This is a genomic window from Bacillus sp. FSL M8-0049 (assembly GCF_038593355.1).
GTDB classification, from domain to species: Bacteria; Bacillota; Bacilli; order Bacillales; family Bacillaceae; genus Bacillus; species Bacillus safensis.
The window spans coordinates 469,621-496,345 of record NZ_CP151986.1; the positions used below are offsets into that span (position 1 = coordinate 469,621).

Consider the following 26,725-nt stretch of genomic DNA (forward strand, 5'->3'; position numbering starts at 1 on the left):
TAAAGATCATTGGCTTTTTGCGTGCAGTTATTAGAAAGTTTTTCCTAAAGCTTTCGCACGTTCGATTGCATCTGCTTTAATTTGCTCTGCTTTCGCAGGCTCAGCATTGTGACCTTCAACGATAAGACCTTCGAAAGAAGGAATTCCGAAGAAGTTAGCGATTGTACCAAGGTAACGGTGACCTGCTTCAAGTTCAGCAGCAGGACCTTCAGAGTAGTATCCGCCACGTGCTTGGATGTGAAGAGCTTTTTTGTCTGTTAATAATCCAACAGGACCTTGCTCAGTGTATTTGAATGTTTTACCAGCTACAGCAACAGAGTCGATGTATGCTTTAAGAACTGGTGGGAATGAGAAGTTCCAAAGTGGTGAAACAAATACATATTTGTCAGCAGAAACGAATTGATCACTTAATTCGTTTAGACGAGCAACTTTCGCTTGCTCTTCAGCTGAAAGTGTATCGAAACCAGCGCCAGATTGAAGTTTGCCCCAGCCAGCGAATACATCTGCATCAATGTGAGGGATGTTTTCTTTGTACAAATCGATATGTACAACCTCGTCACTTGGATTTGCTTCCTTATAAGATTCGATAAATGCCTTAGCAGTAGCCATACTGTAAGAAACTGTTTCATCATGCGGATGTGCAGTGATGTATAAAACTTTTGCCATGTTCATTCAATCCTTTCTGTTTCGGTTATTTTTTTAGCGTATCCCAATGATACACTGAATATGTGGCATCTTTAATCATATTGGAATGCTATGAAAAAGATGTAACAAGCACAGTTACATGAAAACTGATATTTTCATTGTAATCACAATGTAGTTTGAAGTCAAGGTATAAAGTCTCGAAATCAAGATAAAAAGTTTGTAAATTTTTCTGGAACGCGTAAATACGCAGTTTTCAGCGCAAAGAGCTTACTCTTATTGAACAAAAAATCGTTCGATATCGCAAGTAAAGAGTTTGTAAAGGCACTGCATCTTAAAAAAAGATGGATGCCCCTAAGTCATCTGCTACAAGCAACTGTTCTCCGAATTCGTATATATAAGAGAAGGCAGGAGAGAGTGAGGGATAAGAGTGGGACGATCCTATGTTGCGATTGGAGATTCCTTAACAGTTGGGGTGGGGGCACGTTTATTTGGCGGAGGTTTTGTTCAGCGGTTTTGGTGGATGCTTGAAAAAAAGACACATGCACCGGTCGAGCTGTCCGTATTTGCAAAATCAGGGTTAACGACTGATCAGATTTTACAGCTTTTCAAACGGTCAGAGGTGAGACGTGCGATTGCAGCAGCAAACATCATCACCATCACAGGCTGTGGGAATGACCTTGTTCAAGCTGTTCAGCAGTATGAAGAAGGTGAAGATGAAAAGAAACTGCTGCAAGCAGTCATACATTGTCAGGCGAATTTTAGCAAGATGATTCAAGAAATTGCTCAGATCAAAAAAGGGCAGCATCAGCCTTACTACGTATATTTCATGAATTTATATAATCCATTTCCGCAAATACCAATAGCCGGGCGGTGGCTTCAGCAATATAATCAACAACTTCGTTTGCTTGCTGCGAATCCGCATGTAGAAGTTGTGGATGTGTACCGAGCGTTTGAAGGGCATGAAAGAGCCTACTTATCGATTGATCAATTTCATCCGAATCCTAAGGGGTATGAAGCAATGGCAGAAGCATTGTTTAAGGTATACTGTAAACAGCTGTAATCCGTGGGATTGCAGTTTTTTTCATCCTTTTCAATATATGACGGTTTCGATATGATAAAAGAAACGAAGGCGAAAGAGGTGTGGAGGCATGGAGGAGATTAGTGCATATTTTCAAGAGATGACTGGAACGGCTTATGAAGTGGGAAAACAGCAGGCTGTCTGGCTTAAGGAGAACCCGCTGCTAAAGACACAATATATTCGGACAGAACCGGTAACACAACAGGCTGTGAAAGAAACGAAGCAGCTGATCCGTCCCTTTCTTCCTCAATTAGATGAAGAGTTTGCTGGGTTTTGTGATGAAATGCAATTACATGAGCGTTATTTGACCTTTTTCTATTCATCTCATCTTCAGCCAGGCTGTTCCCACTGTGTGAGGCAGGGGGATATGGCGGCAGGCCAACAAACGGTCATGCTTCGTAACTATGATTTCTCCCCGATTTTTGATGATATGCGTCTTGTGACGACACATGTAAAAGGCTCGGCATATCATACAGGCTCGTCACTGCTCTTGTTTGGCAGATCTGATGGGATGAATGAGCATGGTCTTTCTGTAACTTTCTCTGCTTGCGGTCCGCCGGTTGGCAATGAACCCGGTTTAAAGCCCCCAGCAGTCGCCGGTTTGCAGGTGTATCATGTGATTCGCTCTGTTCTGGAAACCTGTCAAACGGTCGAGGAAGCCATTCGCTCTATCAAGGAAATGCCCGTTGCCTCAAATGTTCACATCATGCTTGCGGATCGAAAAGGAGAGGCGGCTGTGATTGAAATCATTGATGGTCAAAAAAGAGTGAGAAGACCGGAGAGAGGTTATATTGCCGCAACGAATCATCCGGTAGCTGATCAAACAGCAAAAGGGATGACCAAACATCATTCTGTTGTCAGATACGATATGTTAATGGAAGCGTTAAAAGAACAACGATCAAGTGATTCTCTTGTGAAACTGTTCCAGACAGAATATCCTGATGGTCTGGCTGTGCACAATTATGAGGAGCTGTTTGGAACGATGCGAACCGTCATGTTCCGTCCGGAAGAAGGCACAATCGATTATTGCTTTGGCTCTCCAGTATACAATCCGACTTATTCTTTAAAAGCGGGGGGTTCACTGCCTTTTCAAGAACAAAAGGTTCAATTTCATCAAAAGGATTATGGACCTTCATTTTGGAGAAGTGTCTGATGATCCCTTGTTTATATTTTGTCACAGCCGCTGTGCCAAATTCAGATCAACTTAAGATTGCAACGCTCGTTGAAAGCGTTTTATATTAAGGTGTGACAATAGACCTATTTATACAGAAGGAGGCATTTCATGTACATAACGGCACGAGAACAGAAAGTCATTAAATACATCATTCAGCAAAATCGTTATGTCACCATTCGTGAGATAGCCGATTCTGTTCAGGTAAGTACTAGAACGATCCATAGAGAACTAAAATCCATTAAACCAATATTGAAAGATTATCATCTTTCATTAGATAAACAGCCGGGGAAAGGCTTGAAGGCAGTCGGCGAACAGGAGGATAAACAGCGGCTTCTTGCTCATATGTCAAATGAGGATCAAATCGAATATAGCTCAGATGAACGAAAGCTCTTAATTCTATGTGCGCTGCTTGAAGCGAAGGAACCGGTGAAATTATACACACTCGCAGCTGACTTGCAGGTAACAAATGCGACGATCAGCTATGATTTAGATGAACTGACGGAGTGGATTGCTCCATACGGTTTGCAGCTTATCCGCAAGCGCGGGTACGGCATTGAATTAAAAGGGCCGGAGGAAGCAAAACGAAAAATTGTCGGCAATCTCATTGTTGACCGGCTCGACATTCAATTGTTTTTAGAAACGATTGAAATGAATATCAAACATCGAACGAAAGCAACGGAAAAGGTGTTTGGCGTTGTCAGCAGAGGACAGCTGCTAAAGGTAGAAAGGCTGCTCTTTCATTTGAAAGATCGACTGTCACTCTCCTTATCTGATAGTGCCTATATTGCACTTGTTGTTCACTTAACCTATGCTATCGAACGTATTCAGCTTGGGGAAACCATTCGAATGGAAGAGGAGGAGCTGCTGGAATTAAAGCGGACGAAGGAATTTGAATCATCACTTCGAATGGCAAGAGCGCTTGAACGCATGTTTAATGTGGAGATCCCTGAAGCGGAGGTCGGATATATGACCATCCACCTTCGCAGCGCAAATCGCAGCTTTCAGACTGAATACCGTATTGATGAAATTGAGCTGGATATAGCGCTGAGAACGAAAAAGCTCATTGATTTTATTTCAAATAAAACCGGCTATCATCTCAATGAAAATGATTCATTGTATGAGGGGCTCGTGTCTCATCTTGAGCCTGCCATGAACCGTCTAAAGGAAAAGATGAGAATCTATAATCCGCTCACACAACAAATTAAAAAAGACTACTTTTTGCTGTTTATGGCGATTGAAGAAGGAGTCGAGCGTTTCTTTCCAGAGATTGAATTTCCAGAGGATGAAATTGCCTTTCTTGTGCTTCACTTTGGCTCAGTGCTTGAAATCAAAAAAGAAGAAACAAAAATTCATGCGCTGGTTGTTTGCTCAAGCGGGATTGGTTCCTCGAAAATGCTCGCCTCCCGGTTGAAAAAAGAATTGCCGGAGATCGCCAAATTCGATCTATCCTCTTTGATGGAGCTAAAGGAAATCGATGCATCGAGCTATGACATGATTGTCTCGACCGTTCCAATCCCATATGAGCATATCGATTACATCATGGTCAGCCCGCTTTTAAACGAGGATGATGCTATGCGTGTGAAGGCTCATATTAAACGGAAGATTCCTTATATCATCGAGAAAAAAAGAATAAAAGAATCTCCTAAAGAATTGGTGCAAGAAACCGTTGATATGATGGCGGTTGCAGAGCAGGTGACGAACTATATGTTTGTGATTCGCAGCATCCTGTCCCATTTTACCATCGAAAAAAGAGAGACGATGCCGCAGCATGATGAAACCATTAGGCAGCTGCTTCGTCAGCTTGAAGAGGAAGGATTTATCATACATGCAGATGATGTGGCGGGCGGCCTTTTGGAACGTGAACAGCAAGGCGGCTTAGGCATACCTGGCACTGAATTTGCTCTTTATCATTTAAAGCATACATTCATCAAGGAACCAATCTTTCATATTTATGATCTTGATCAGGCATACGAGGTTAAAAGCATGGATGGCGGGCAGCAGCAGATGTCACGAATGCTCATGATGCTGGCGCCGCAAGAGCTTGGCAAGGAAGGGTCAGAAATGTTTAGTCTGATCAGTTCATCCATCATTGAAAGTGAAGAAAGCATGGCGCTTTATGGACAAGGAACAAAGGAAAACATTGAACAGAAATTACATCAGCTTTTCTATCAATTTGTCAAAGAGGCAAAGTGGTAAGAAAAAGGCCGAGAGCTTATTCGCTTCTCGGCTTTTTTGCTGTGACACAGACGGCAAGGGTAGGGCGAATTTCTTCATACTCAATAGAAAATTCGTCAAACCCTGCAAACTGCAAGTCATTTAATATGTTTTCACCCATCTCTTTTGTCCGATTGGCGTCAGCTCCTTTTTCTCTTGGCTGCATCACAATAGCGAGTGTCCCGCCTGGTTTTAAGGTGTGATAAAGATTGAGTAAGCCCGTTTTTGGATCATCCCAAATCGTAAAATTGTTAACAGACAGTACTTTGTCATACTGCTCTCCGGGAAGACGTGTTTTCTCGATTTTGCCGACATACAGACGAACCTGTTTGTCTTTTGCCCGTTTGCTGACGCGGGACTGTGCTTGCTCCTGCATGGTGGAAGAAGCATCCAGCCCATCAATGTGAAGGTCTTGATAATGCTTGAGCATATGTTTGATACTGTAGCCGGGTCCATAGCCAATTTCCAGAATGTTTTCACCATCTGTCAAATCTAAGTGGCGGATGGCCCACTGATTCAATGCTTTATTTTCATTTGCCATAATGAGTCCAGCAATGCTTCCGAGCCAGCCTTTTGGTCTGCTAAAGGTTTTCGAAATAGTAGACAGCATGTGAGAACGCTCCTTTTTGATGATCATGTAACCGATTTTTCCCCTCTTCAAACATGCTGATTTTCGGGAACACATCAATACAGCTTCATGATGTTTGAGTGAAAAAATGAGGTGGTAATGAAAGGATACATCAACAAATCAAGGAGGAGCTTACACATGGATTTACGTGAATATTTAACAAATGGCATTCCGCGCCAAACGCAGGATCAGCAGCCAGGCAGTGAAAGAGAAATGAATCCAGCGCCGATCTTTGAGGATGAATCATATCAAGGTTCTGGCAAGCTAAAAGGAAAAGTGGCACTGATTACAGGTGGAGATAGTGGAATTGGACGGGCAGTATCTGTTGCCTATGCAAAGGAAGGTGCACATGTTGCCATTGTGTATTTAAATGAACATGAGGATGCAGAGGATACGCAAAAACGTGTAGAACAAGAAGGCGTTAAATGCTTAACGATTGCAGGAGATGTCGGTGACGAAGCCTTCTGTGAGAAAGCAGTAGAAAAAACAGTTGAAGCCTTTGGTCAATTAGACATTTTAGTAAATAATGCGGCTGAACAGCATCCGCAAGAACGTATTCAAGATATTTCGAGTGAACAGCTTCACCAAACCTTTAGAACCAACTTCTATTCCTATTTCTATTTTACGAAAAAGGCACTGGATTATTTAAAACCGGGAAGCTCCATTATTAACACAACATCCATTAACCCATATAGAGGTAACCCAGTGCTGATTGATTATACGGCAACAAAAGGAGCCATTAACGGCTTTACGCGTTCTATGGCACAATCGCTTGTGAAAGATGGGATTCGGGTGAACGGTGTAGCGCCAGGTCCAATTTGGACGCCGCTCATTCCATCTACATTTGATGAAGACAGTGTGGAAAGCTTCGGAGCAGAAACTCCGATGGGAAGACCAGGACAGCCTGTTGAGCATGTCGGCTGCTTTGTCCTGCTGGCTTCTGACGAATCGTCTTATATGACAGGACAGACACTTCATGTCAATGGCGGTTCCTTTATGAATACATGATCTACCGCGGCACCGCCCAGCTTTGATTGGGCGGTGTTTTTAGTATTTCTTGCGATTTTTCTGCACAGATATGACAGACCATACGATTATGCCTACAACAACTGCCGCAATGACAAGTGAGCTCAAATGAAACATCGTTTCATGATGCATGTTCAATTTCTCCCTTCATTGAACCTGTTTTTTATAGCATCAGCCAGAAGGTCTCTTTTTATGAAAAACACATTTCTTTGTTTAATGAATGGGCTGTCGTGGAAACCTACGTATACGGATGAAATTTTGAAGGAGTGAAACGATATGTCTCAAGGAGAATTAAAACAAAAGGTATTAAACCTGTTAGATGAACAAAAGGTGGGAACACTAGCGACTGTTGAACAGGATAAGCCGCATACCCGCTATATGACTTTTTTTCATGAAGGGCTGACGTTATATACACCAACGAGTAAAGAAACACATAAAGCAGAAGAAATTGAAAAAAACCCGAATGTTCATATTCTCATTGGATATTCAGGCGAAGGATTCGGTGATACGTATGCAGAGATTGCAGGCACCGCAACATTAACCGACGATCCGGAACTGATTGACCGTCTTTGGTCTGATGAGATGGAGAAATGGTTTAAAGGAAAAGATGACCCAAATCTAGTGATCCTGAAGATTGACCCAGCCTCCATTCGTTATATGAATGAAGGAAGCCGTACACCAGCAGAATTATCACTTTAACACTTGCGCAAGCAGGGGGAATGTGTTATAGTTTGATATTAAGTGTTGAAATAAGCAAATAAATAAAGAAAGTAAACTTTCTTTTTTCTATGACATAATGAGAAGCAATAGAGCTTCTACTTGATAAGAACGAGACGCTGTCAAAGCGAACAAACTTATTCTTTTCCTTCTGCCACCGCCCCCCTATAAGAGCGGAAGAATGGAAAAAAGACGTTTTGATTTACAATTCACACTGGCACGGCTTCGGAGCCGTAAGGACGAATGAGAGGTAGGGCTTTCGTTGTCTTGTTATCCAGAACTTCCATGGCGTTTACTTTCAAACGTAGGTTCACTCGGAACACATATGACACACTGATATGATCGAATCTTAATTCATACACTCCGTAACGGAGATTAAACATTGATTATTTATTTGCATGAAAAGAGTAAGGAAAAGGCTGCCATCTATTTGGCAGCCTTTTTCATTAGGTCAAACAATAGAACCCCGAAACCAATGAGCACAAGAAAAGGAAAAACAAAGGTCGCAACCATTCGCATAGCGTCCGCCCCAAAAGGGTTTGACACTAAAAGCAGGCCGATAAATGCACAAATAATCAGAGTGAATAAAGCGAGCTTCATGATCATTTACTTTGTCCTTTTTTCTGATACCGCCAAATCCGCTCAATAAAAAAGAACATGACCGCAAACAAAATAGAAAACATGAACATATCCAGCAGTGTCACGCCTCTATTTGGATGCACAAGACCAAACCAAATGAATTGAAGAACAAAAGAGATCGCAAAATATAGAATCAATTTTTTCATCATTTTCCTCTTTTCACTTATTTTTTTGCCTCTTAAGCCACATCAGCCAAATGATGAAGGAACCAATCACACATGAGAGCAATGTGACAGGCGGCAAGGTGTGCCAGCTAGTCAGCCCCTTTACAAAACACATATAAAAAAAGAAAATGGAAATGGATACGAGTACCCATTGCTTGAACCAGCGAGGGACACGCAGCCAAGCCGCTAGAATGATTGATGATAGCTTATCCAATGAGATAACTCCTTTTTTGAATCTGATTGGATTTTATCGTAAACAACAAAGTTTGTAAAATATGGATTTCAGAGGCTTTGATGGTATTCTTCTAGCATGAAACATTTTCGCTGTACTGACGTATAAGTTTAAGGAACCTCATGAAAGGAAGCGATCAAGTGAAAAGAATACCAATCATCTTCCTCAGATATATTGTCTTCTTTATTCCAGCGATCATTCTTAGTGTCTTGGTGTGGAACCATTACCAAGATGATTTGTCAGATGGGAAAGTAACAGAGTATGACGTCAAAGGAATGTTTACATTTGATGAAGGAAAACGAGTGGTGAGTGCTGTATCAAAAGACCAGCAGCTCCATTTTGCAATGTATGATCCTCAATCAGGAAAAAGAATTAGTGAATGGACCACAGAAAGTGATACGTTTCATGAAATGCTACCATCCATTCAAGGAAACAATCTCTTACTGACTTTAAAAAATAAAGACGGGCAGCTGTTGATCGAGAAACTAACACCAAGCGGAGAAAAGAAAAAGCTCGTTCAAAATACCCTGCAGATTCCCTCATTTCTAAAAACGAATACATACCAATGGAATGGACGGCTCGTATTTACAGGAGAAATGGATGGTGCCGCTGCAGTCATCGGTGAGCTGAAGGATGGTCAGTTTCATGTGCACAATCTAAACGATCTAAAGCTGCCAGCAAGACCCGTTTCTATCGATGTCGTCATGAATTCCTTTAGAGGGCAGACGCCAATTCCTATGTTTGAATTGGCTTTGAAAAATGACCAGAAGGCGTATGTCAGCGGAATCTCAAACGAGAAGCAACAGCTTGGGGTTTATGTCTCCAAAAACGCTGAACCGTTCAGTCTCATTGAAGATAAAGTGGAGCAGCAGCTGGAGAAAACAATCGGGACATCACAAAACTTTGCAGTCGCTGTCGAATCTAACTATCCAAAAAGGGCAAGGAAAGTGAATGCAGAGGGAAGGCTTGGGGAAGTCGTTCCAACACCAAAGCCGATTTATCAAACCTTTATTTACCAGCTTAATGAAGAAGAAGTTCTTCTTGCAGGCTCTACAGCAAAGGACGAAGCAAAAGGCAATCTGACAGGTTATATATATAACCATCGCACGAATAAGGCGACGTCTGCCAGCAAGCTTTTGCAGTCGTTTTCATATGAATCTTTACAAAGAGAAGGGCTCTCTTTCAATAAAAATGTGAAGAGCGACTGGCTCTATTATTCATTCGAAAATCAATTAACGGGTGCATTTGAGACGAAAAGCAAAGAGCTAAAGGAATTTCCTTTGCAAAAGGTCATCTCAATTGAAAACGCCAGTCCGGCCCACCAAACGTCTGTTGATACCTTTACGCAATATGTTATGAAGGGCGGACCGCTCATTCTTAACTGGGCGATATGGATCTTGATCCCGCTATTATTATTTGTGCTAGCGATCTTCCTGCCGCCGATTTTGAGACTGGTGAGGAGAAACAAGATAAAGGACAGTGTCACATTAGAAGCCAATATTGTGTCTGTTAAAGAAACGGGCACCTACATTAACGAACAGCCAGTTGTCAGCATGCGGCTTCAATTTGAATATGAAGGGCAGCGCATAGAAAAGACGGTTAAAACGGTTGTATCCTACACCCAGATACCACAGCCGGGACAGCGTATTGTCATTCACTATGATCCAAAGAAGAAAAAAGCGATGCTCTTAAAAGAGGGTGACTTCTCGCAGCCAAGCGAGCCAAAGTTTATCAAAGGCGCTGTTTTAAGAAACATAGAATCATATGGAACTGTAGGACGAGGCACCGTCTTATCACTCACATTTGAATTAGATCAGAAAACGTATATCATTCCGATGATTCAAGCCGCCGGTTTTGAATTTAGAACAGGAGAAAAAGCCGATCTTGTCGATATCAACGGCCAGCTCAAAATGGCATCCTATGGCCATGAAGTGCGGAATCGATCGGGGAAAGATGTGACGTTAACAGGAACGATTCAGCGTGTGAAGCAATATCCAGTGGCCATCCATGAACAAAAGCCTATTCAGCTTGATGTGTCGGTTTCAAACGGCGATGAGTCCATCACAAAAACGGTCAGCCAATTCATCCCTGATCATATGCAGGTCACAGCCGGCACTCAAATCACGATCCAGACAAAAAAAGAAGAGCTGGATAGAGAAATGGGTCTCATGCAAGAGAAACAAGGAAGTGCAAAAGTGACCAATGTTGAATTTGCTAGCGTCATCGGCAATCTGCCGTTAGCAATCATTCAGGTTGAGAGAAATGGCATGATGTATGAAGTGAAACAGCCAATCGATCCAATCACTAGCGTCTTGCCTGGTGATGAATTATGGGTGGCGTATCACGACATGACGCGTCAAGCAGCCATTGTGAAATATGCATCGATATAAAAAAGCGTTCCCCAGCGTGGAAAAAAAGGGCTAAAACGAATGTCGTTTTAGCCCTTTTTGATTAAGCTTTTGTATCATATTGGCGGAGCACCTTATCGTAGGCGAAGTTACCGAAAGGAATGAAAGCCGCAAAAAAACCGGCGATGGACCATTTCAAATGCCAGCGAACTTTAAAAGTCACATATGCCAAAACGAGCATATAGATGACAAACAATGCGCCATGAAGAGAGCCTACAATAGTGACTGCCATCGGAATATCCGCAAAATATTTTAGAGGCATGGCAATTAAAAGAAGGGTTAAAAGAGACATACCCTCAATAAAACCCGCCTGTCGAAGACGGCTAATACTTGTATGCATATACAAATCCTCCTGTATAAAAGCTAGTTTCTCATCTTCTAATATAAACGAAAGATCGTCTGGACATGCTGAAATCTACGAAAAATTCAAAATATGTTCATGGAATGCTTAAAAAATGGGAAAAGCCCTTTATTCTTTGTTTGTTTTAGAGAGTACTTGCTTTAAGTGCATAACATCATGTAATAAGTGCTCTGTCATTGCTTGAACCGCTTCTATGGAGCGGCGCTCTTTTATTTCAGAATAGATGGCTATATGCTCTCTTTGAATGGTTTCAGCACGAGCCCCGCCGCTAAAATGGAAGATGCGGCAATAGTGAATGAGTGCATTCACGTGATTCAATTGTTTGGATAAGCGGTCATTGTGACTCGCCAACATGATTTTTTGGTGAAAGGCTTCATGTAACTGGACGATCTCTTTAGATGGCAGCTGCTGCTTGATCGCTTCGTCCGCCTGTGTGAGAACCTGCTCAATTTCATCCATTTCTCTTTGCGAGGCTTCCTTACAGGCAAGTTCAACAGCAAGTGTTTCTAAGGCCGCCCGAATTTGATAAAGCTCCTCAACATCTTTTTCTGTTAACGTATAGACGGAATAGCCTGAGCGATGATCCGCGATTAAAAGCTCGTCTTTTTCTAACAGCCTCATCGCCTCTCTTACCGGTGATCGGCTTACGCCAAATTGCTTGGCAAGCTGCGTTTCATTGATGCGCTCTCCTGGCTGAAACTGGCCATCAAATATCATTTGCTTCAGCTGTTCATAAAATTGCATGTGATACGGTGCTGGTCTTTCCATCTCGAATGAATTCATCCCATCATTCCCTCTTTTATTCATCATCTTTTGTCTCATGTTATCCAAGTTTTTCCCTCTAGGCAAGCCTGCATCGAAAAGTCAATATCGTACAATCCAAGAGAAAAAGGGTGTGCTACACTAATGATCAGTTCAGTGAAAAGAGGGATCGACATGAACACACAAGAGGAACGAACTGTACATTTTGATCAAGACTTGCAAATAGAGGCGTATCGCTTTCATGGCATCATGCAAAAGTTCCCGAATCATTTTCATACATATTATGTGATTGGATTTATTGAAGATGGTCAAAGACGTTTGATCTGCCAAAATCAAGAATACATCATTGAAAAGGGTGATATCCTTCTTTTCAATCCGTATGATAATCACGCATGTGAACAAATTGATCACAGGACACTCGATTATCGCTGCTTAAATATTGAAGCTGAGGTGCTGGAAAAAATCTTTCAGCACAAGCCGCATTTTAAAGCCCCTGTGTTTTCACAAAGTGAACGAACAAAGCCGTTATATGATCTACATCAAATGATCACAGAAGAAGCGCCTGCTTTGAATAAACAGGAAACCTTCTATTTCTTTATGAAACAATTGATTGAAGCCTATGCTGATACCTCAGGGGAAAAAATATCAGCCGCACATGCCAACGAACAAAAAGTCCAAGACGTACAGCAATATATCGAAACACACCTCACGGAAAATATCTCGTTAGATGACTTAGGTGAGCTTGTGTCCATGAACAAATATTCATTGCTGCGTGCTTTTACAAAGTTCAGAGGGATTACACCGTACCGTTATTTACAGACAGTCAGAGTGAACTATGCGAAGGAACTTCTCGCCCAAGGAGTGAAGCCTGTAGATGCGGCTGCCTCCGCTGGATTTTCTGATCAAAGTCATTTCAGTCATTTCTTTTCAGAATTTATTGGGCTCACGCCAGGGCAGTATCAGCAAATTTTTGTAAAGCAGGTAACAGCTGATGAAAAATAAACAGCTGCTTGGTCATTTAGCGGCCATGTTCACCATTTTTTTATGGGGATCCACCTTTATCTCTACCAAAATATTATTAACGGCTTTTTCTCCAACAGAGATTTTATTTTTCCGTTTTTTTATAGGGTACTTGGCTCTGGTGATCATCTATCCAGTCACCATGAAGGTGCGAAATAAAAAGCATGAAGGGATGTTTGCGCTGGCAGGTTTATGCGGTGTGGTCTTATATTACTTTTTAGAAAATGTCGCACTTACTTATACGTTTGCTTCGAATGCAGGTGTCATCAGCTCCGTTGTCCCATTCTTCTCTTTTCTATTGTCTTATTTTTTATTAAAAGATGAGCCGCTGCACAGCCGGTTTTTCATAGGCTTTTTCATCGCGATGACGGGAATCGTGCTGATCAGTATGAATGGAATGGCGACGTTTCAATTGAATCCACTCGGTGATGCGTTAGCATTAACGGCCACTATCGTCTGGGCATTCTATTCCATTTTATCGAAGATGATCAACCAATATGGCTACCATATCATTCAGGTAACAAGGCGTGTCTTCTTTTACGGACTGCTATGGATGATTCCACTGATCTGGCATTTTAAAATTCGTTTAGACTGGGAACGATTGACGAATCCATCGTTTGCCTTCCACTTGCTGTTTTTAGGCCTTTTCGCATCTGCCATTTGTTTTCTGACATGGAGCTTTTCCGTGAAAACGCTCGGTGTGGTGAAATCGAGTGTGTATATTTATGGAGTGCCCATTATTACGATGGTCATTTCAATGATCGTTCTTCACGAGAGATTGACCTTCATGTCTGCGCTTGGAACGGTACTGACCTTAGGAGGTTTGCTGCTTTCAGATAAAAAAAGTGCGGGAAGAAAGAAAAAGAAGCCCCGTGTGCTGATGCAGGATAAAAAGGCGCTTTGATCAAAAAAGCGTCTTTTGTCCATTGTAAGAACAGACACTCTCTAGTAAACTCGAATTAAATGGTCGACGGTCGACCGATGACGAAGGGGGAAAAATCAATGAAGCATGTTTCAATTGCAGCAATTCTAGGAGACGGGGTTGGAAAGGAAGTTGTGCCTGAAGCCATCCGAGTTTTGAAAGCGATATCAGATGTGCATGGCGGTCTGTCTTTCACCTTTCAGGATTTTCCGTGGAGCTGTGAATATTATTTAGAGCATGGCGAAATGATGCCAAAGGATGGATTGGAACAACTGAAAGCCTTTGACAGCATTTTCTTAGGGGCAGTCGGAGATGCCAATTTAGTGCCGGATCATGTATCGCTTTGGGGATTGCTGATTAAAATTAGACGTGAATTTGAGCAGGTGATTAACGTTAGACCTGCAAAACAGCTGAGCGGTATTCGCTCCCCGCTTGCTCAGCCAAAGGATTTCGATCTTCTTGTTGTAAGAGAAAACGGTGAAGGCGAATATAGTGAAATCGGAGGCCGCATCTATCAAGGGGAAGATCAGCTTGCCATTCAAAATGCTGTTTTCTCCAGAAAAGGGACAGAGAGAGCCATGCGCTTTGCTTTTCAATTAGCAGAAAAAAGACGAAAGCATGTGACAAGTGCAACCAAATCGAATGGAATTGTTCATACAATGCCATTTTGGGATGAAGTGTTTCAAGACGTAGCAAAGGATTATCCAGAGGTGACAGCAGACTCGCAGCACATTGATGCGCTCTCAGCCTTCTTTGTGACAAGACCAGAGAAATTCGATGTGATTGTTGCCAGCAATTTATTTGGCGATATTTTAACTGATCTTGGGGCTGCGATTATGGGAAGTATTGGCGTGGCGCCTGCCGCCAACATCAATGTAAATGGCAAATATCCATCCATGTTTGAGCCTGTACACGGATCAGCCCCAGACATTGCAGGGAAAGGAATTGCCAACCCAATCGGTCAAATTTGGACCGCTAAACTCATGCTTGATCATTTCGGAGAGGAAGAACTAGGTACACACCTGCTCGAAATCATCGAGTCAGTCACAGCAGACGGCTTTTTAACGGCAGACATCGGCGGGGCTTATCAAACACAAGAAATCACAAACGAAATTATCACGCGTTTGAAGAAATAATCCGTTATTAGAACCGCATCTCCACGTCTGCTATAATAAAAGGATGGATAGAAGAAAGAGATGTGAAATCTAGTGTCAAAAACAGTTGTATTAGCAGAGAAACCTTCAGTAGGACGTGACTTAGCGCGTGTACTGAAGTGTCATAAAAAAGGAAATGGTTTTTTAGAAGGAGATCAATACATTGTCACGTGGGCCCTTGGCCATTTGGTCACACTGGCTGATCCAGAAGGCTACGGAAAAGAATTTCAATCCTGGCGTTTAGAGGATTTGCCGATCATTCCAGAGCCGCTCAAGCTTGTCGTCATGAAAAAGACAGGAAAACAATTCCAAGCAGTAAAAGCACAGCTTGCAAGAAAAGATGTAAAAGACATTGTCATCGCAACAGATGCTGGACGTGAAGGGGAGCTTGTCGCAAGATGGATTCTTGAAAAAGCGCATGTGAAAAAGCCGCTAAAACGACTATGGATCTCATCTGTTACGGACAAAGCCATTCAAGAAGGCTTCAAACGACTAAAAGACGGCAGAGAATATGATAATCTGTACCGCTCAGCGGTTGCACGTGCTGAGGCAGACTGGATTGTAGGGATCAACGCAACAAGAGCGCTGACGACCAAGTTCAATGCGCAGCTTTCCTGCGGACGGGTACAAACACCAACGATTGCCATGATCGCCAAACGAGAAGAAGACATTCAGCAATTCCAGCCGAAGCCGTTTTATGGAATGACTGCACAAGTAGATGGACTTACCTTGACGTGGCAGGATGCCAAAACAAAGCAAAACCGCACATTCCAAGAGAATGTCATAAAAGAGCGCTTGGCAGGCTGCAAAGGAAAACCAGCAGTGATCGATGCATTGAAAAAAACAGCGAAAAAAGCTTTTGCTCCAGGGCTGTACGACCTCACTGAATTGCAGCGTGATGCGCATAAACGCTACGGCTTCTCAGCGAAAGAAACATTATCTACGCTTCAACGGTTGTATGAGCAGCATAAGCTTGTAACATATCCGCGTACAGATTCACGATTTATTTCAGCGGATATCGTTCCTACATTAAAAGATCGATTAAAAGGAATGAATGTCAGACCGTACGCTCAGCATGTGAACCGCATTTTACAATCAGGCGTGAAAGCACACAAAGGCTTTGTCAACGATGCAAAAGTGTCAGATCACCATGCGATCATTCCAACCGAGGAAGAACTGTATCCTGGTGCATTAAGTGATAAAGAGCGTAAATTATATGATCTGATTGCCAAACGATTCCTTGCTGTACTCATGAATCCTTTTGAATACGAGGAAACAACGGTGATCGCCAAAATAGGCAGTGAAACATTCACAGCAAAAGGAAAAACTGTGCAATCAGCCGGCTGGAAAGCTGTGTACGATGAATCCTATGAAGACGAGGAATCAGCCGAAGCAGATCAGCATCTGCCGGTACTTTCCGAAGGGCAATCACTTGAAGTACGCCAGCTGAAAGAAACAAAAGGAGAAACGAAACCTCCTGCTCGTTTTAATGAAGCAACCCTGCTATCTGCTATGGAGAACCCAGCTGCATTTATGCAGAATCAGGAAAAGGATTTAGTGAAAACCCTTGGTGAAACAGGCGGACTAGGGACAGTGGCCACAAGAGCCGATATCATTGAAAAACTGTTTAACAGTTTCTTAATTGAGAAAAAGGGCAAAGACATTTTCATCACATCGAAAGGGAAGCAGCTGCTCTCCTTAGTGCCTGAAGACTTAAAGTCTCCTGCGTTAACAGCGGAATGGGAACAAAAGCTTTCTAAAATCGCAAAAGGACAGCTGAAGGCTTCTCAATTCATGAGTGAAATGAAGTCCTATGCAAAACAAGCCGTATCTGAAATCAAACAAACGAACCAAACCTTTAAGCATGACAATGTCACTGGCACCCATTGTCCGGACTGCGGAAAACTGATGCTGAAAGTAAACGGAAAACATGGCACAATGCTCGTGTGCCAAGACCGAGAATGCGGCCACCGTAAAAATGTGGCGAAGAAAACAAACGCACGCTGCCCGAACTGTCATAAAAAGCTCGAGCTGCGCGGAGAAGGCGATGGCAAAATCTTTGCTTGTGTGTGCGGCCATAGAGAAAAACTGTCTGTTTTCGAAAAACGCAAATCACAATCCAATCAAAAGAAAGCCAGTAAGCACGATGTGTCTAAATATATGAAGAAACAAAAGAAAGTGGAAGAACCAATCAATAACGCACTGGCTGAGCAATTAAAGAAATTAAAATTAGATCAATAGTATTATAAAAACCCATGCGGAAACGCATGGGTTTTCCAATGTAATCAAGCATATCGACATATTGTTTTTCTGAAAATGGGAATGTCTATGCGAAAAGACTCGTAATTTGGTATAAAATATTTATTTAAATTTAAACAGAAACAATCTATAATAAATCGTTAGAATGCTAAGAGAACGGGAGTTGAAAGGGGACACGAATGGATACACCCATACATCGCATAGGTATTGTTTTACTCATTGTCATTCTACTAGGTGGATGTACCTGGAAGCAGCAGACGGAATCAGCTTATCCAGTATCACCACAGCCAGTATTGCCCGGAGAATATTTTATTACTCATCACCTCATGACAGATCAAGGCTTGATCCGCACTTCATTTGCAGAGCAGCACATCTACTTATCCGAATCGCTGGGGCTTTGGATGGATTATCTTGTTCGAAAAAAAGACCAAAATTCGTTTGACCAACAATTTGGTGTCCTGCAAGATGAATTTTTACTAGACCATCATCTTCTCAGCTGGCAAATCGAATCTGATCAAAAAAGTAAGGCTAATGCTCTAGTTGATGATTTACGGGTAGTGGCGGCACTTCAAAAGGCAGATCGTTTATGGAAGAATGCAGCGTATCAAACAACAGCAAAAGAAATCGCACAAGCGTTAAAAGACAAAAATATGTATAGAGGCATCTTGTCCGATTATTATGATGCATCAACAAATCGAACTTCACACACAATCACACTCTCATATTTAGACCCAAAAGCAATCAAAGAATTGGAATCCCTCAAAATATTCACGAAACAAATGACGAGTAACCAATTGGCCATTCTAAAACAAGCACCGAGAAAAAAAGGATTCTTTCCTAAATCCTATGACATAAAGAAAAAAGCCTATTCATTTGATCGAGAAATCAATATGATTGATCAACTCTATACGGCTCTACATGCCGATCGTGCAAAGGTGAATACGTCCGCGATCATGAAATGGCTTAAAACGACTTTTACAAAAGAAGGAAAATTGTACGGTAGATATAAACTGAGCACATTGCAGCCAGCAGTGACGTATGAATCGCCTTCTGTATATGCGCTGGTCATCTTGTATGCTCTTAAACAAAACGAACCGGAATTCGCAAAAGAGGTGTATGACCGCATGAAAGAATTACAAATTCAAGATCCTCTCAAGGATTATTATGGAGGGTACATGAACGAAAAAGACACACACTCATTTGACAATTTATTGCCTCTCATTGCAGAAAGGGAGCTTTTTAATGAATCGGTTATTCAGTAATACGTATCGTTTATATTATTCTCTGCTCCTCACGTTTGCAGGTCTTATTTTGTTTATGGGCTACCTTGGCGTACATGATGCAGAGAGCTTTTTGATGATCACACTGACTTTTGTCGTGTTAGGATGCGGGATTTTATTTGGCATCTTACCAGCATTAATTTTTACCTTGCTGATGTTGTTCTTTATAGGAAGTGCTATGTTCTTTACAGAGCTTGGCCACACAACCCCCTTCTTTACCAATCAAACATTGCAAGATGTGGTGATTTGGGGCGCAGCCCTCCTCTTTTTCGCGATTTCAGCAGGAAGCTTGCATGAGCGGATTAAGACGATGCGGCAAACCATTGAACAACAAAAGCAGGCTATGAAACAATTTGTGGCGATTGACTCCACCACTGGATTTGACAATGCAGAACGGATGAGGCTGGAATTGTCTGAGGAAATGAAACGGGCAGAACGCTACAAACAGCCATTCGTATTTATCCTTCTTCACATTCATTATGCAGCAGAATTCAAATCGTTATATGGAGAAAAAGAAATGCAGCACCTATTTCAGCAATTAAGTAACAAGATTCGCGAAAGTGTCAGAGAAACCGATAAGAAATTTCGATTATCTGAAGAACGAATAGGCCTGCTGCTTACTCACACACCAGAAGAAAATGTCTCTGTCGTCCTTGAGAAGCTAAAGGATAAATTGAAAAAGCATGTGCTGTTAAACGGCCGTGAAGTCACCTTGACATTTCATGTCTGTCATTTAACAAGCAGTTCGGATTATCGCACGCCAGAACAATTTTTAGAAGAACTAGAAAAAGAGATGATGATGAATGAACTTTAATTCTTTGATGAAATGCTGCTTGATGATTGCTCTCTTTTTGATTCTTTCGTTTCAATACATGGCTTCAGCCGACGCTCTTGCCAAGCCAGATACCCTGATCGTTTATTCAACAGATTCAGGAGAAGCGACTCCAGCAGTGCATATGCTGGATCTACTCGCTGGACATTTTTCCAAACAGACGACGATTGTATCTGATGAACATTTGGCTGAAAAGAAGATCAGCGAATTTCAGCAAGTCATCTATCTAGGGGAAATAAAGAGAACCTTACCAAAACAGACCATTCGTGTAATGAACGAAGCACAGAAGATCATAGCCATTGGATACAATGCGGAACAGCTGCGCCCATTTTCCGCGCTTACTTTTCACAAACAAGATCACACGAGTCAAATCAAATATACAGATGATAAAGCATACCGTCAGCTAGAGAAAAGGATCAGTGCGTTAACGGTTCAAGGGGCAGACTTGCAAAGGGAATTTCTATTGAAAAAACATAAAGCTGATCTTCCATTTGTGATTCAAACAAAGGAAGGTGCCGCCTATATTGGAATCCTAAATGTCGTGCAGCACAGCGAGCTTCTTGCAGAAGTGCTAGAAAAACGCCTTCCTTCTTCTAATCAACTGACCACAAAATACTTAAGGCTTGGGAACATCAGTCCTGTCACTGACGAAAAGAAGCTGCTTGAGCTTGGACAATACGTATCCACTCAGCATATTCCGTTTCTAATAGCGGTAACCCCTGTTTGGGTGGATCGAACAACAGGCGATGAAGTGACACTGAGTGACCGCCCGAAGCTTGTAAAAGTGTTAAAACAATTGCAAAGCGATGGAGCCAGCATCATTCTCCATGGATTTAGCCGTACGTATCGCACGGAGGATTCTGGTCAGGACTTTGAGTTCTGGGATGCAAAGAATGATCAGTCCATTACGTCAAATGACCCTAAAAAAGCTGAGAAGAAGCAAAGTGAAAGCCATTTTTCGAATGAAAAAGACTTCCATGCTTATACGAGATCGAATCAGCAGCAAGAAACCATCTATACAGAAGAAAAACTGACAAAAGGCATTGAGTTTCTTGCGCAGCAAGGTCTCTATCCACTGGCATTCGAGGTGCCGCATGATGCCATATCTCAACAAGGCTACGAAGTGATATCAAGGCATGTGTCCAGTCTGTTTGGACAGGTACAGCTGTCGGATCATACTTGGAAAACAGCCGGTGCTCCGCCGCTCGTGACGAAACCCGACATGCTTCATGGCATGACTTTATATCCTCAGCAATCAGTAGAGCCAGCGTCTGACGAAGAAGGTTCAAATATTTTAACAGAACAAAAGATTCAATCCATCCAGCATCTTCAATCAGCCGCAATCGGGCTGTCCTATGATGTGGAATCCGGAATAGCTGGATTGCAGAATCTGATGACGCAGATGGATGCAATTCCTTCTAGTGAATGGCTGGATTTAAAGAAAACAAAACAGACAGTCCAAACACCACATGTACAGATCAAAACATCAGGGGATGGACATATTCATGTAGAACAATCCAATAGAGCGGAAACCACAACAGTTAAACGAAGCGGCATGGAAAATATGCTGCGAATTCTCACCGTCGTGGTGATGCTGTTTATTGCGGCATTTGCTTTTTACACATTGTATTTAAGACTGACAATGAAAAAACGTATTTTTAAGGAGAGAAAATTAGGTGGCTGATGTCTTATTTTATCTTTCATTAATACTGATTTGGATCATGCTCCTATACCACATGTTTCTCATGCAGGGCGGCTTTCAGCACTACCTGACCTACGAAAAAGTGCTGCCTGAATGGACGAAACAAGGGAAAGAACTGCCGACCGTCAGCATTCTGATTCCTGCTCATAATGAAGAAGTTGTCATTCGGCAAACGCTAAAAGCAATGGTCCAGCTATCCTATCCTAAACATCTCCTTGAAATCATTGTGATTAATGACAATTCCTCCGATGGCACAGGGGACATCGTGCAGTCATTCAGTGAGCAATATGATCATGTCCATATGATTGAAACGAAACCGCCATTTGCAGGAAAGGGAAAATCAACTGCACTGAATGAAGGCTTAAAGGCTTCAACAGGAGAAGTCATCTGCGTATACGATGCAGATAACATGCCTGAACAAAAGGCCGTCTATCATTTGGTTCTTGGTTTATTGAATGACCCAAAGGCAGGCGCTGTTGTCGGGAAATTCAGGGTCATCAATGCAGCCAAAAATCTGCTGACCAAATTTATTAATATTGAGACCATCTGCTTTCAATGGATGGCGCAAGGCGGAAGATGGAAGTGGTTTGGCATTGCGACAATACCGGGCACCAACTTCGCCATCCGCCGGCACATTTTAGAAGAGCTTGGCGGCTGGGATGTTCATGCGTTGGCTGAAGACACCGAATTAACGATCCGTGTCTATAACCTTGGCTATGTCATTCGATTTTTCCCAGCTGCGATTACATGGGAACAAGAGCCTGAGACATGGAAGGTCTGGTGGCGGCAAAGAACGCGCTGGGCTCGAGGCAATCAATATGTTGTCCTCAAATTTTTAAAGCAGTTTATGAAGCTGAAACGAAAACGAATGATTTTTGATTTGTTTTATTTCTTCTTTACGTATTTCTTATTTTTCTTCGGTGTCCTGCTCTCAAATGGCATCTTTATCGTGAACCTATTTGTTGACCTTCACTTATCTGTAGGGGCTGTTGCACTGATCCTGTGGGGATTGGCCTTCTTCCTCTTTCTAACAGAAGTGATGATTACACTAAGTATTGAGAAAACAGAGCTCACCAAACAAAATATACTCATTGTGGCGCTCATGTACTTCACTTATTCTCAAGTATGGATTGCGCTAGTCGTGTACTCCTTATGTGTAGAGGCAAAGAGCCGTTTATTCAAACAAGAAGTGAAATGGTACAAAACTGAGCGTTACGATCAACAACAAAAGAAAAGCGGGTGACAAATTGAAATCGGTAAAATGGATGATTTTTATATTGATGATATCCCTTGCCATTCAGCCTTTTTTCATGGCGGGTCAAGCAATGGCGCAATCAAATCGAGTACAAGTGAAAGATGACTGGATTCGCTCATCTAAAGGAAGTCAAACGGAAACGCAAGCATTATCAGAAGATGTAGTAACCTTGTATGGACAAGAAGACCGCACTGAATTTTCCTATCAAATAGAGAGAGGAAAAGTTGAGTCTAGCAACCTTACATTAAATATAGAGGCTTCACCATTACTTATTTCGCCATCTTCGTTCACAGTCATGATTGATGGAGAGATTGAAAAGACCATTCCCGTATCAGGGAAAAATCAAAAGAAATCAATTCAAATCAAATTGAACAAAGCGCAATTGAAAAAAGGTTCTCATCAAATTCAGCTCACATTTTATGGCGTGTTAAAAGAAGGTGTGTGTATCAACCAAGAGACACCTGCCAATTGGCTGAAAGTATATCCTGAAAGTGAGCTGGATTTCAAAGGAACTCAAACGAAAGACGTGACGTTAGACAGCTTCCCTTCATTTTTCATTCAAACAGGTGATCAGAAAGAACAAACAGATATTGTGATACCAAATTCACCGGAAGCAGCTGAATTAGAAGCGGCTATGAAAGTATACCGGACGTTGAAAAACAAAGACCGCCAAGCAGACCTCAAACTCGTCCAAGAAAAGGACCTCAAGCAAATTGCTCATCCAACCATTGCTGTGGGAGCAAAAGGAAACTGGGATGGACGAGTGAAATCGATCGAGCAAGCTGCGAAAATGAAAACAGCAAGCAATCAGCTCACATTAGCGGTGAGAACCTTGACAGGAAAGAAAAAAGAACAGCCCATTTTATTTGTCACTGCTAAGCAGCCAAAAACAATTGCTGAAAAAATCAATGTCCTGACTCAACCAGAACTGACAGGTCAGCTCACTGGGACAGATTTACTCCTTCAAAAGGTTACTGTTAAAACATCAAAACCATCTCATCAAATTCGTTTAAAAGATTTTGGTGGTGATGATGTCACGGTTGGAACCAAAAAGACGGCATCTGATCATTACTATTATCCAAAGGCATTGATCGCTCATCAAAAATCAGGAGCTAAACTAAATCTATCATTTAAAAAATCTGATACAGCGAACAAAGCGGAACGCTTAACAGTCATGATCAATAACGAACCGCACGACGTACCGTTAACAAAACTAGGAAACAAAGATGAGAATGGATTCTATCATGTGTCAATTCCAGTAGATTCACAAGTACTCCAAAAGAACGAATATATTGATTTGCAATTTGTTACTACAGGCTTTAAAAACATGGAAGCCTGCAGACATACGGATGAAGAAGGCTGGATTTACATTGATAAGAACAGCTCTCTTCAAATACCAGAAGGGACGACTAGTGATACACCGGATTTAGCTGCATGGCCGCTTCCTTTCACATCAAAAACGCAGCAAGGAAAAACATTGATCATCATGCCAGATCAAATCAAGCAAGAAACGATCAATCAAATGGCGATGCTGACAGAATCATTTAGTCAGCCGGAAGCTGCCCAATATCATTTGATCGAAGCTTCAAATGTGACAAATGATCAATTGAAAGATCACTCTCTCATTTTCATCGGGGGCATTCAAACGTTCTCTCTTTTAAAAGAAAAGGCAGACGATCTCATCGTTCCAGTGAAAAAGGATCAGTATGATGTATCCTCCTTTGGCATGATCAATGAAACGACTGCTCGTATTGTATGGACGCAGCCATCTGTATGGAATAAAGAACAAACAATGACCGTCTTTTCCGGAATGAATGCAGCTGACGCTGATCTTTCACATGAAGTGATTCATTTCCTGCAAACAAATACGGAAACGGCAACAGTTGCAATCGAGAGCAAAAACAAAGACATGTTCTCTAATCATCAAACGGTCAGCAGCACAACAAATGATCTCCCAAAAGATGAAAAGCAAGGCATCAATGATTCTTGGATTTACTTTGCATGTATCGCTGCACTGATTATTTTTGTGGTCGTGATGATTATTTATTTCGTGCGAAAAAACCGCAAAAAGACTGATTGATAAACGATCAAAAGACCTTGAAAAAATGTCTTTACTTTGGTGTTAAACGGGAGTATGATCTCTTTTATAAAAGACCAATCGCTGAATCATTTCGATGAGCGGGGGAACCATTGGTGGTGCAGGACACCACGTGGGGTGAATCCTTTTTAGGTAGGGCAAAGTCTCATGCGCCCGAATCCGTCAGCTAACCTCGTAAGCGTTAAAGAGAGCAAAGACCAACCTGTGATCTAAACAATAGACGCAGGGGCATTCTATTGCCTCTGTGTCTTTTTGGCGATCCATCTTTTGTAATTTAAATCGTTTGACACTAAAGGAGCGGGCATCACATGTACAGTTTGATGAAGCGTATTTTAATTGGGAAACCATTAAAATCACAGGCAGCAGGAGAACAAAAACTATCAAAAATCAAAGCGTTGGCATTATTGTCATCAGACGCATTGTCATCCGTTGCATACGGTACAGAACAAATCTTGATAGTTCTTTCAGTCGTTAGTGCAGCAGCATTTTGGTACTCACTCCCGATTGCAGGTTGTGTATTAATTCTTTTAATGGCGTTAATTCTATCTTACCGCCAGATTATTTATGCTTATCCAGAAGGCGGCGGAGCCTATGTCGTCTCTAGCAGAAACTTAGGTGAAAAACCAGGACTGGTCGCAGGCGGATCATTGCTTGTAGATTATATTTTGACTGTAGCAGTGAGCATATCAGCGGGTACCGATGCCGTCACATCGGCTTTTCCGGCACTATATCCATATCATGTGCTGATTTCAATTGTATTGGTCATCTTGATCATGGTGCTTAACCTTCGTGGATTGACAGAATCGGCATCTATTTTGGCTTATCCCGTATACTTGTTTGTCATATCACTTCTTATATTAATTGGAGTCGGCGGTTTTAAATTATTAACAGGAGGCGTTCCTCCAGCACCTGAGCATACAGCGATAGGCACGCATGTACCTGGCATTACATTGTTTCTTTTATTAAAAGCATTTTCGTCTGGCTGTTCTGCACTGACTGGGGTAGAAGCCATTTCAAATACCATTCCATCCTTTAAAAAACCAGCTGCACAAAATGCAGCGAGAACATTATTGATGATGGGTGGATTACTAGCTGTTTTATTTGTGGGTGTGACATTGCTTGCGTTTGGTTTTGGCATCTCACCAAAGCCAGAAGAAACGGTTGTATCACAAATTGCATCAGATACATTTGGACGTACATTTTTCTATTATGTCATTCAAGCTGTCACAGCTTTAATCTTGATATTAGCGGCAAACACAGGTTTTTCCGCCTTTCCTTTATTGGCGGTCAACTTAGCAAAGGATAAATATATGCCGCGCATGTTTACTGTAAGAGGGGATCGACTCGGTTATTCTAATGGCATTATCTTTTTAGGTGTAGCTTCTATGCTGCTCATTTGGTTGTTTGATGGGAAAACGGAACACCTCATTCCGCTATATGCTGTAGGTGTATTTATTCCATTTACGTTGTCACAGACCGGTATGTGTGTGAAGTGGATTCGTGAAAAACCGCAGGGCTGGAAAACGAAAATGCCTATCAATATAGTCGGAGCACTGATTTCTTTCACCGTTCTCATGATTCTCATTTTGACCAAGTTCCATCTTGTATGGCCAGTATTTGTTTTCATGCCAATTGTGCTATTGATCTTTCATTCCATTAAAAAGCATTATCTGTCTGTTGGAGAACAACTGCGTTTAATGAATGAAACAGAGCCTGTTGAGATTAAAGGAAATGTGGTCATCGTGCCAATTGCCGGTGTAACACGTGTCGTCGAGCAATCTGTTCAATATGCAAAATCCTTATCAGATCAAGTCATAGCAGTTCATGTATCCTTTGATAAAGAAAAAGATAAGAAAATTGAAGCGGATTGGGAAAAACTGAACAGCGGTGTGCGGCTTGTGATATTGCATTCGTCTTATCGAAGTCTTATTCATCCGCTTGATAAATTTCTTGAAACGGTTGAGGCAAAAGCAAATGCGCATCAATATAAAGTGATGGTGCTCGTGCCTCAATTTATCCCGAAAAAAAGATGGCATACGATCTTGCATAACCAATCTGCCTTTTTATTAAGGTTCCGTCTATTATGGAAACGGGATATTGTGGTCGCCACCCTTCCATATCATTTTAAAAAGTAGCAGCAAGTTGAAACGTTTGA

22 protein-coding genes and 1 riboswitch are annotated in these 26,725 nt (G+C 41.9%); of the genes, 16 read left to right on the forward strand and 6 right to left on the reverse strand.

The genetic code is table 11. The features are described from left to right. Positions 1-30: 30 nt before the first annotated feature. The gene (locus tag NSU13_RS02250) at positions 31-666 is read right to left on the reverse strand and encodes an FMN-dependent NADH-azoreductase (RefSeq protein ID WP_024425558.1); all 636 of its coding nucleotides are present in this window, start codon (positions 664-666) and stop codon (positions 31-33) included. Positions 667-1,072: 406 nt separating this feature from the next. On the opposite strand from NSU13_RS02250, the gene NSU13_RS02255 reads away from it, so the two are divergent. From NSU13_RS02255 to NSU13_RS02265, 3 genes are all read left to right on the forward strand, one after another. Beyond that, the gene (locus NSU13_RS02255) at positions 1,073-1,705 is read left to right on the forward strand and encodes a GDSL-type esterase/lipase family protein (protein ID WP_046313923.1); all 633 of its coding nucleotides are present in this window, start codon (positions 1,073-1,075) and stop codon (positions 1,703-1,705) included. An 88-nt stretch (positions 1,706-1,793) separates the two neighbouring features. Beyond that, positions 1,794-2,876 carry a C45 family peptidase gene (locus NSU13_RS02260; protein ID WP_342489810.1) on the forward strand — a complete coding sequence of 361 codons (1,083 nt, stop codon included), beginning with the start codon at positions 1,794-1,796 and terminating at the stop codon, positions 2,874-2,876. Positions 2,877-3,005: 129 nt separating this feature from the next. After that, a complete protein-coding gene (locus NSU13_RS02265; RefSeq protein WP_061110665.1) occupies positions 3,006-5,093 on the forward strand; it encodes a transcription antiterminator in 2,088 nt (695 codons plus the stop codon). Positions 5,094-5,109: 16 nt separating this feature from the next. On the opposite strand, the gene NSU13_RS02270 is transcribed toward NSU13_RS02265, so the two are convergent. Beyond that, on the reverse strand, positions 5,110-5,721 hold the full coding sequence (locus tag NSU13_RS02270; RefSeq protein ID WP_046314021.1) for a class I SAM-dependent methyltransferase: 612 nt from the start codon (positions 5,719-5,721) through the stop codon (positions 5,110-5,112). Between the two features lie 156 nt (positions 5,722-5,877). On the opposite strand from NSU13_RS02270, the gene NSU13_RS02275 reads away from it, so the two are divergent. After that, positions 5,878-6,747, forward strand: a complete 870-nt coding sequence (locus NSU13_RS02275) for an SDR family oxidoreductase (protein WP_024425561.1) — start codon at positions 5,878-5,880, stop codon at positions 6,745-6,747. A gap of 294 nt (positions 6,748-7,041) precedes the next feature. Further along, the gene (locus tag NSU13_RS02280) at positions 7,042-7,464 is read left to right on the forward strand and encodes a pyridoxamine 5'-phosphate oxidase family protein (protein ID WP_061110666.1); all 423 of its coding nucleotides are present in this window, start codon (positions 7,042-7,044) and stop codon (positions 7,462-7,464) included. Positions 7,465-8,084: 620 nt separating this feature from the next. Here the strand turns inward: NSU13_RS02280 and NSU13_RS02285 are convergent. Both NSU13_RS02285 and NSU13_RS02290 read right to left on the reverse strand, forming a co-directional pair. After that, on the reverse strand, positions 8,085-8,267 hold the full coding sequence (locus NSU13_RS02285) for a hypothetical protein (protein WP_046313932.1): 183 nt from the start codon (positions 8,265-8,267) through the stop codon (positions 8,085-8,087). Positions 8,268-8,280: 13 nt separating this feature from the next. Further along, positions 8,281-8,499 carry a hypothetical protein gene (locus NSU13_RS02290; RefSeq protein WP_041116719.1) on the reverse strand — a complete coding sequence of 73 codons (219 nt, stop codon included), beginning with the start codon at positions 8,497-8,499 and terminating at the stop codon, positions 8,281-8,283. 158 nt (positions 8,500-8,657) lie between these two features. On the opposite strand from NSU13_RS02290, the gene NSU13_RS02295 reads away from it, so the two are divergent. After that, a complete protein-coding gene (locus NSU13_RS02295) occupies positions 8,658-10,907 on the forward strand; it encodes a hypothetical protein (protein WP_235362389.1) in 2,250 nt (749 codons plus the stop codon). A gap of 61 nt (positions 10,908-10,968) precedes the next feature. Here NSU13_RS02295 and NSU13_RS02300 read toward each other — a convergent pair whose 3' ends face one another. After that, positions 10,969-11,265 carry a DUF3817 domain-containing protein gene (locus NSU13_RS02300; RefSeq protein ID WP_034664017.1) on the reverse strand — a complete coding sequence of 99 codons (297 nt, stop codon included), beginning with the start codon at positions 11,263-11,265 and terminating at the stop codon, positions 10,969-10,971. Between the two features lie 129 nt (positions 11,266-11,394). Next, positions 11,395-12,069 (reverse strand): GntR family transcriptional regulator, encoded by a 675-nt coding sequence (locus NSU13_RS02305; RefSeq protein ID WP_186365590.1) that lies wholly within the window; start codon positions 12,067-12,069, stop codon positions 11,395-11,397. A gap of 153 nt (positions 12,070-12,222) precedes the next feature. Between NSU13_RS02305 and NSU13_RS02310 the strand changes: the two genes are divergently transcribed. The 10 genes from NSU13_RS02310 to NSU13_RS02355 all read left to right on the forward strand — a co-directional run bounded on the left by NSU13_RS02310 (position 12,223) and on the right by NSU13_RS02355 (position 26,705). Further along, a complete protein-coding gene (locus tag NSU13_RS02310) occupies positions 12,223-13,050 on the forward strand; it encodes an AraC family transcriptional regulator (protein WP_268456394.1) in 828 nt (275 codons plus the stop codon). Then, entirely contained in the window at positions 13,040-13,972 is a 933-nt protein-coding gene (locus tag NSU13_RS02315; protein ID WP_268456395.1) for a DMT family transporter, read from the forward strand. Before NSU13_RS02310 ends, NSU13_RS02315 begins: the two co-directional genes overlap by 11 nt. 98 nt (positions 13,973-14,070) lie before the next feature. After that, positions 14,071-15,126: a tartrate dehydrogenase gene (locus tag NSU13_RS02320; RefSeq protein WP_342489811.1), complete on the forward strand. Its 1,056-nt coding sequence runs from the start codon at positions 14,071-14,073 to the stop codon at positions 15,124-15,126. A 72-nt stretch (positions 15,127-15,198) separates the two neighbouring features. Next, entirely contained in the window at positions 15,199-17,385 is a 2,187-nt protein-coding gene (locus tag NSU13_RS02325) for a DNA topoisomerase III (protein WP_041116726.1), read from the forward strand. Between the two features lie 197 nt (positions 17,386-17,582). Then, positions 17,583-18,665, forward strand: a complete 1,083-nt coding sequence (locus tag NSU13_RS02330) for a glycosyl hydrolase family 8 (protein ID WP_046313942.1) — start codon at positions 17,583-17,585, stop codon at positions 18,663-18,665. Beyond that, positions 18,646-19,497 (forward strand): diguanylate cyclase, encoded by an 852-nt coding sequence (locus NSU13_RS02335; RefSeq protein WP_046313943.1) that lies wholly within the window; start codon positions 18,646-18,648, stop codon positions 19,495-19,497. The genes NSU13_RS02330 and NSU13_RS02335 overlap by 20 nt, the downstream gene beginning before the upstream one ends. Continuing rightward, complete coding sequence (locus tag NSU13_RS02340; protein ID WP_046313945.1) at positions 19,487-21,199, forward strand: DUF2334 domain-containing protein; 1,713 nt, start codon at positions 19,487-19,489, stop codon at positions 21,197-21,199. The genes NSU13_RS02335 and NSU13_RS02340 overlap by 11 nt, the downstream gene beginning before the upstream one ends. After that, on the forward strand, positions 21,192-22,460 hold the full coding sequence (locus NSU13_RS02345) for a glycosyltransferase (RefSeq protein ID WP_024427352.1): 1,269 nt from the start codon (positions 21,192-21,194) through the stop codon (positions 22,458-22,460). Before NSU13_RS02340 ends, NSU13_RS02345 begins: the two co-directional genes overlap by 8 nt. A 4-nt stretch (positions 22,461-22,464) precedes the next feature. Continuing rightward, positions 22,465-24,552 carry a cellulose biosynthesis cyclic di-GMP-binding regulatory protein BcsB gene (locus NSU13_RS02350; RefSeq protein ID WP_046313947.1) on the forward strand — a complete coding sequence of 696 codons (2,088 nt, stop codon included), beginning with the start codon at positions 22,465-22,467 and terminating at the stop codon, positions 24,550-24,552. Positions 24,553-24,621: 69 nt separating this feature from the next. Then, positions 24,622-24,766: riboswitch (cyclic di-AMP (ydaO/yuaA leader) on the forward strand. A 112-nt stretch (positions 24,767-24,878) separates the two neighbouring features. Continuing rightward, positions 24,879-26,705, forward strand: a complete 1,827-nt coding sequence (locus NSU13_RS02355) for an APC family permease (protein ID WP_034283853.1) — start codon at positions 24,879-24,881, stop codon at positions 26,703-26,705. Positions 26,706-26,725: the final 20 nt, after the last annotated feature.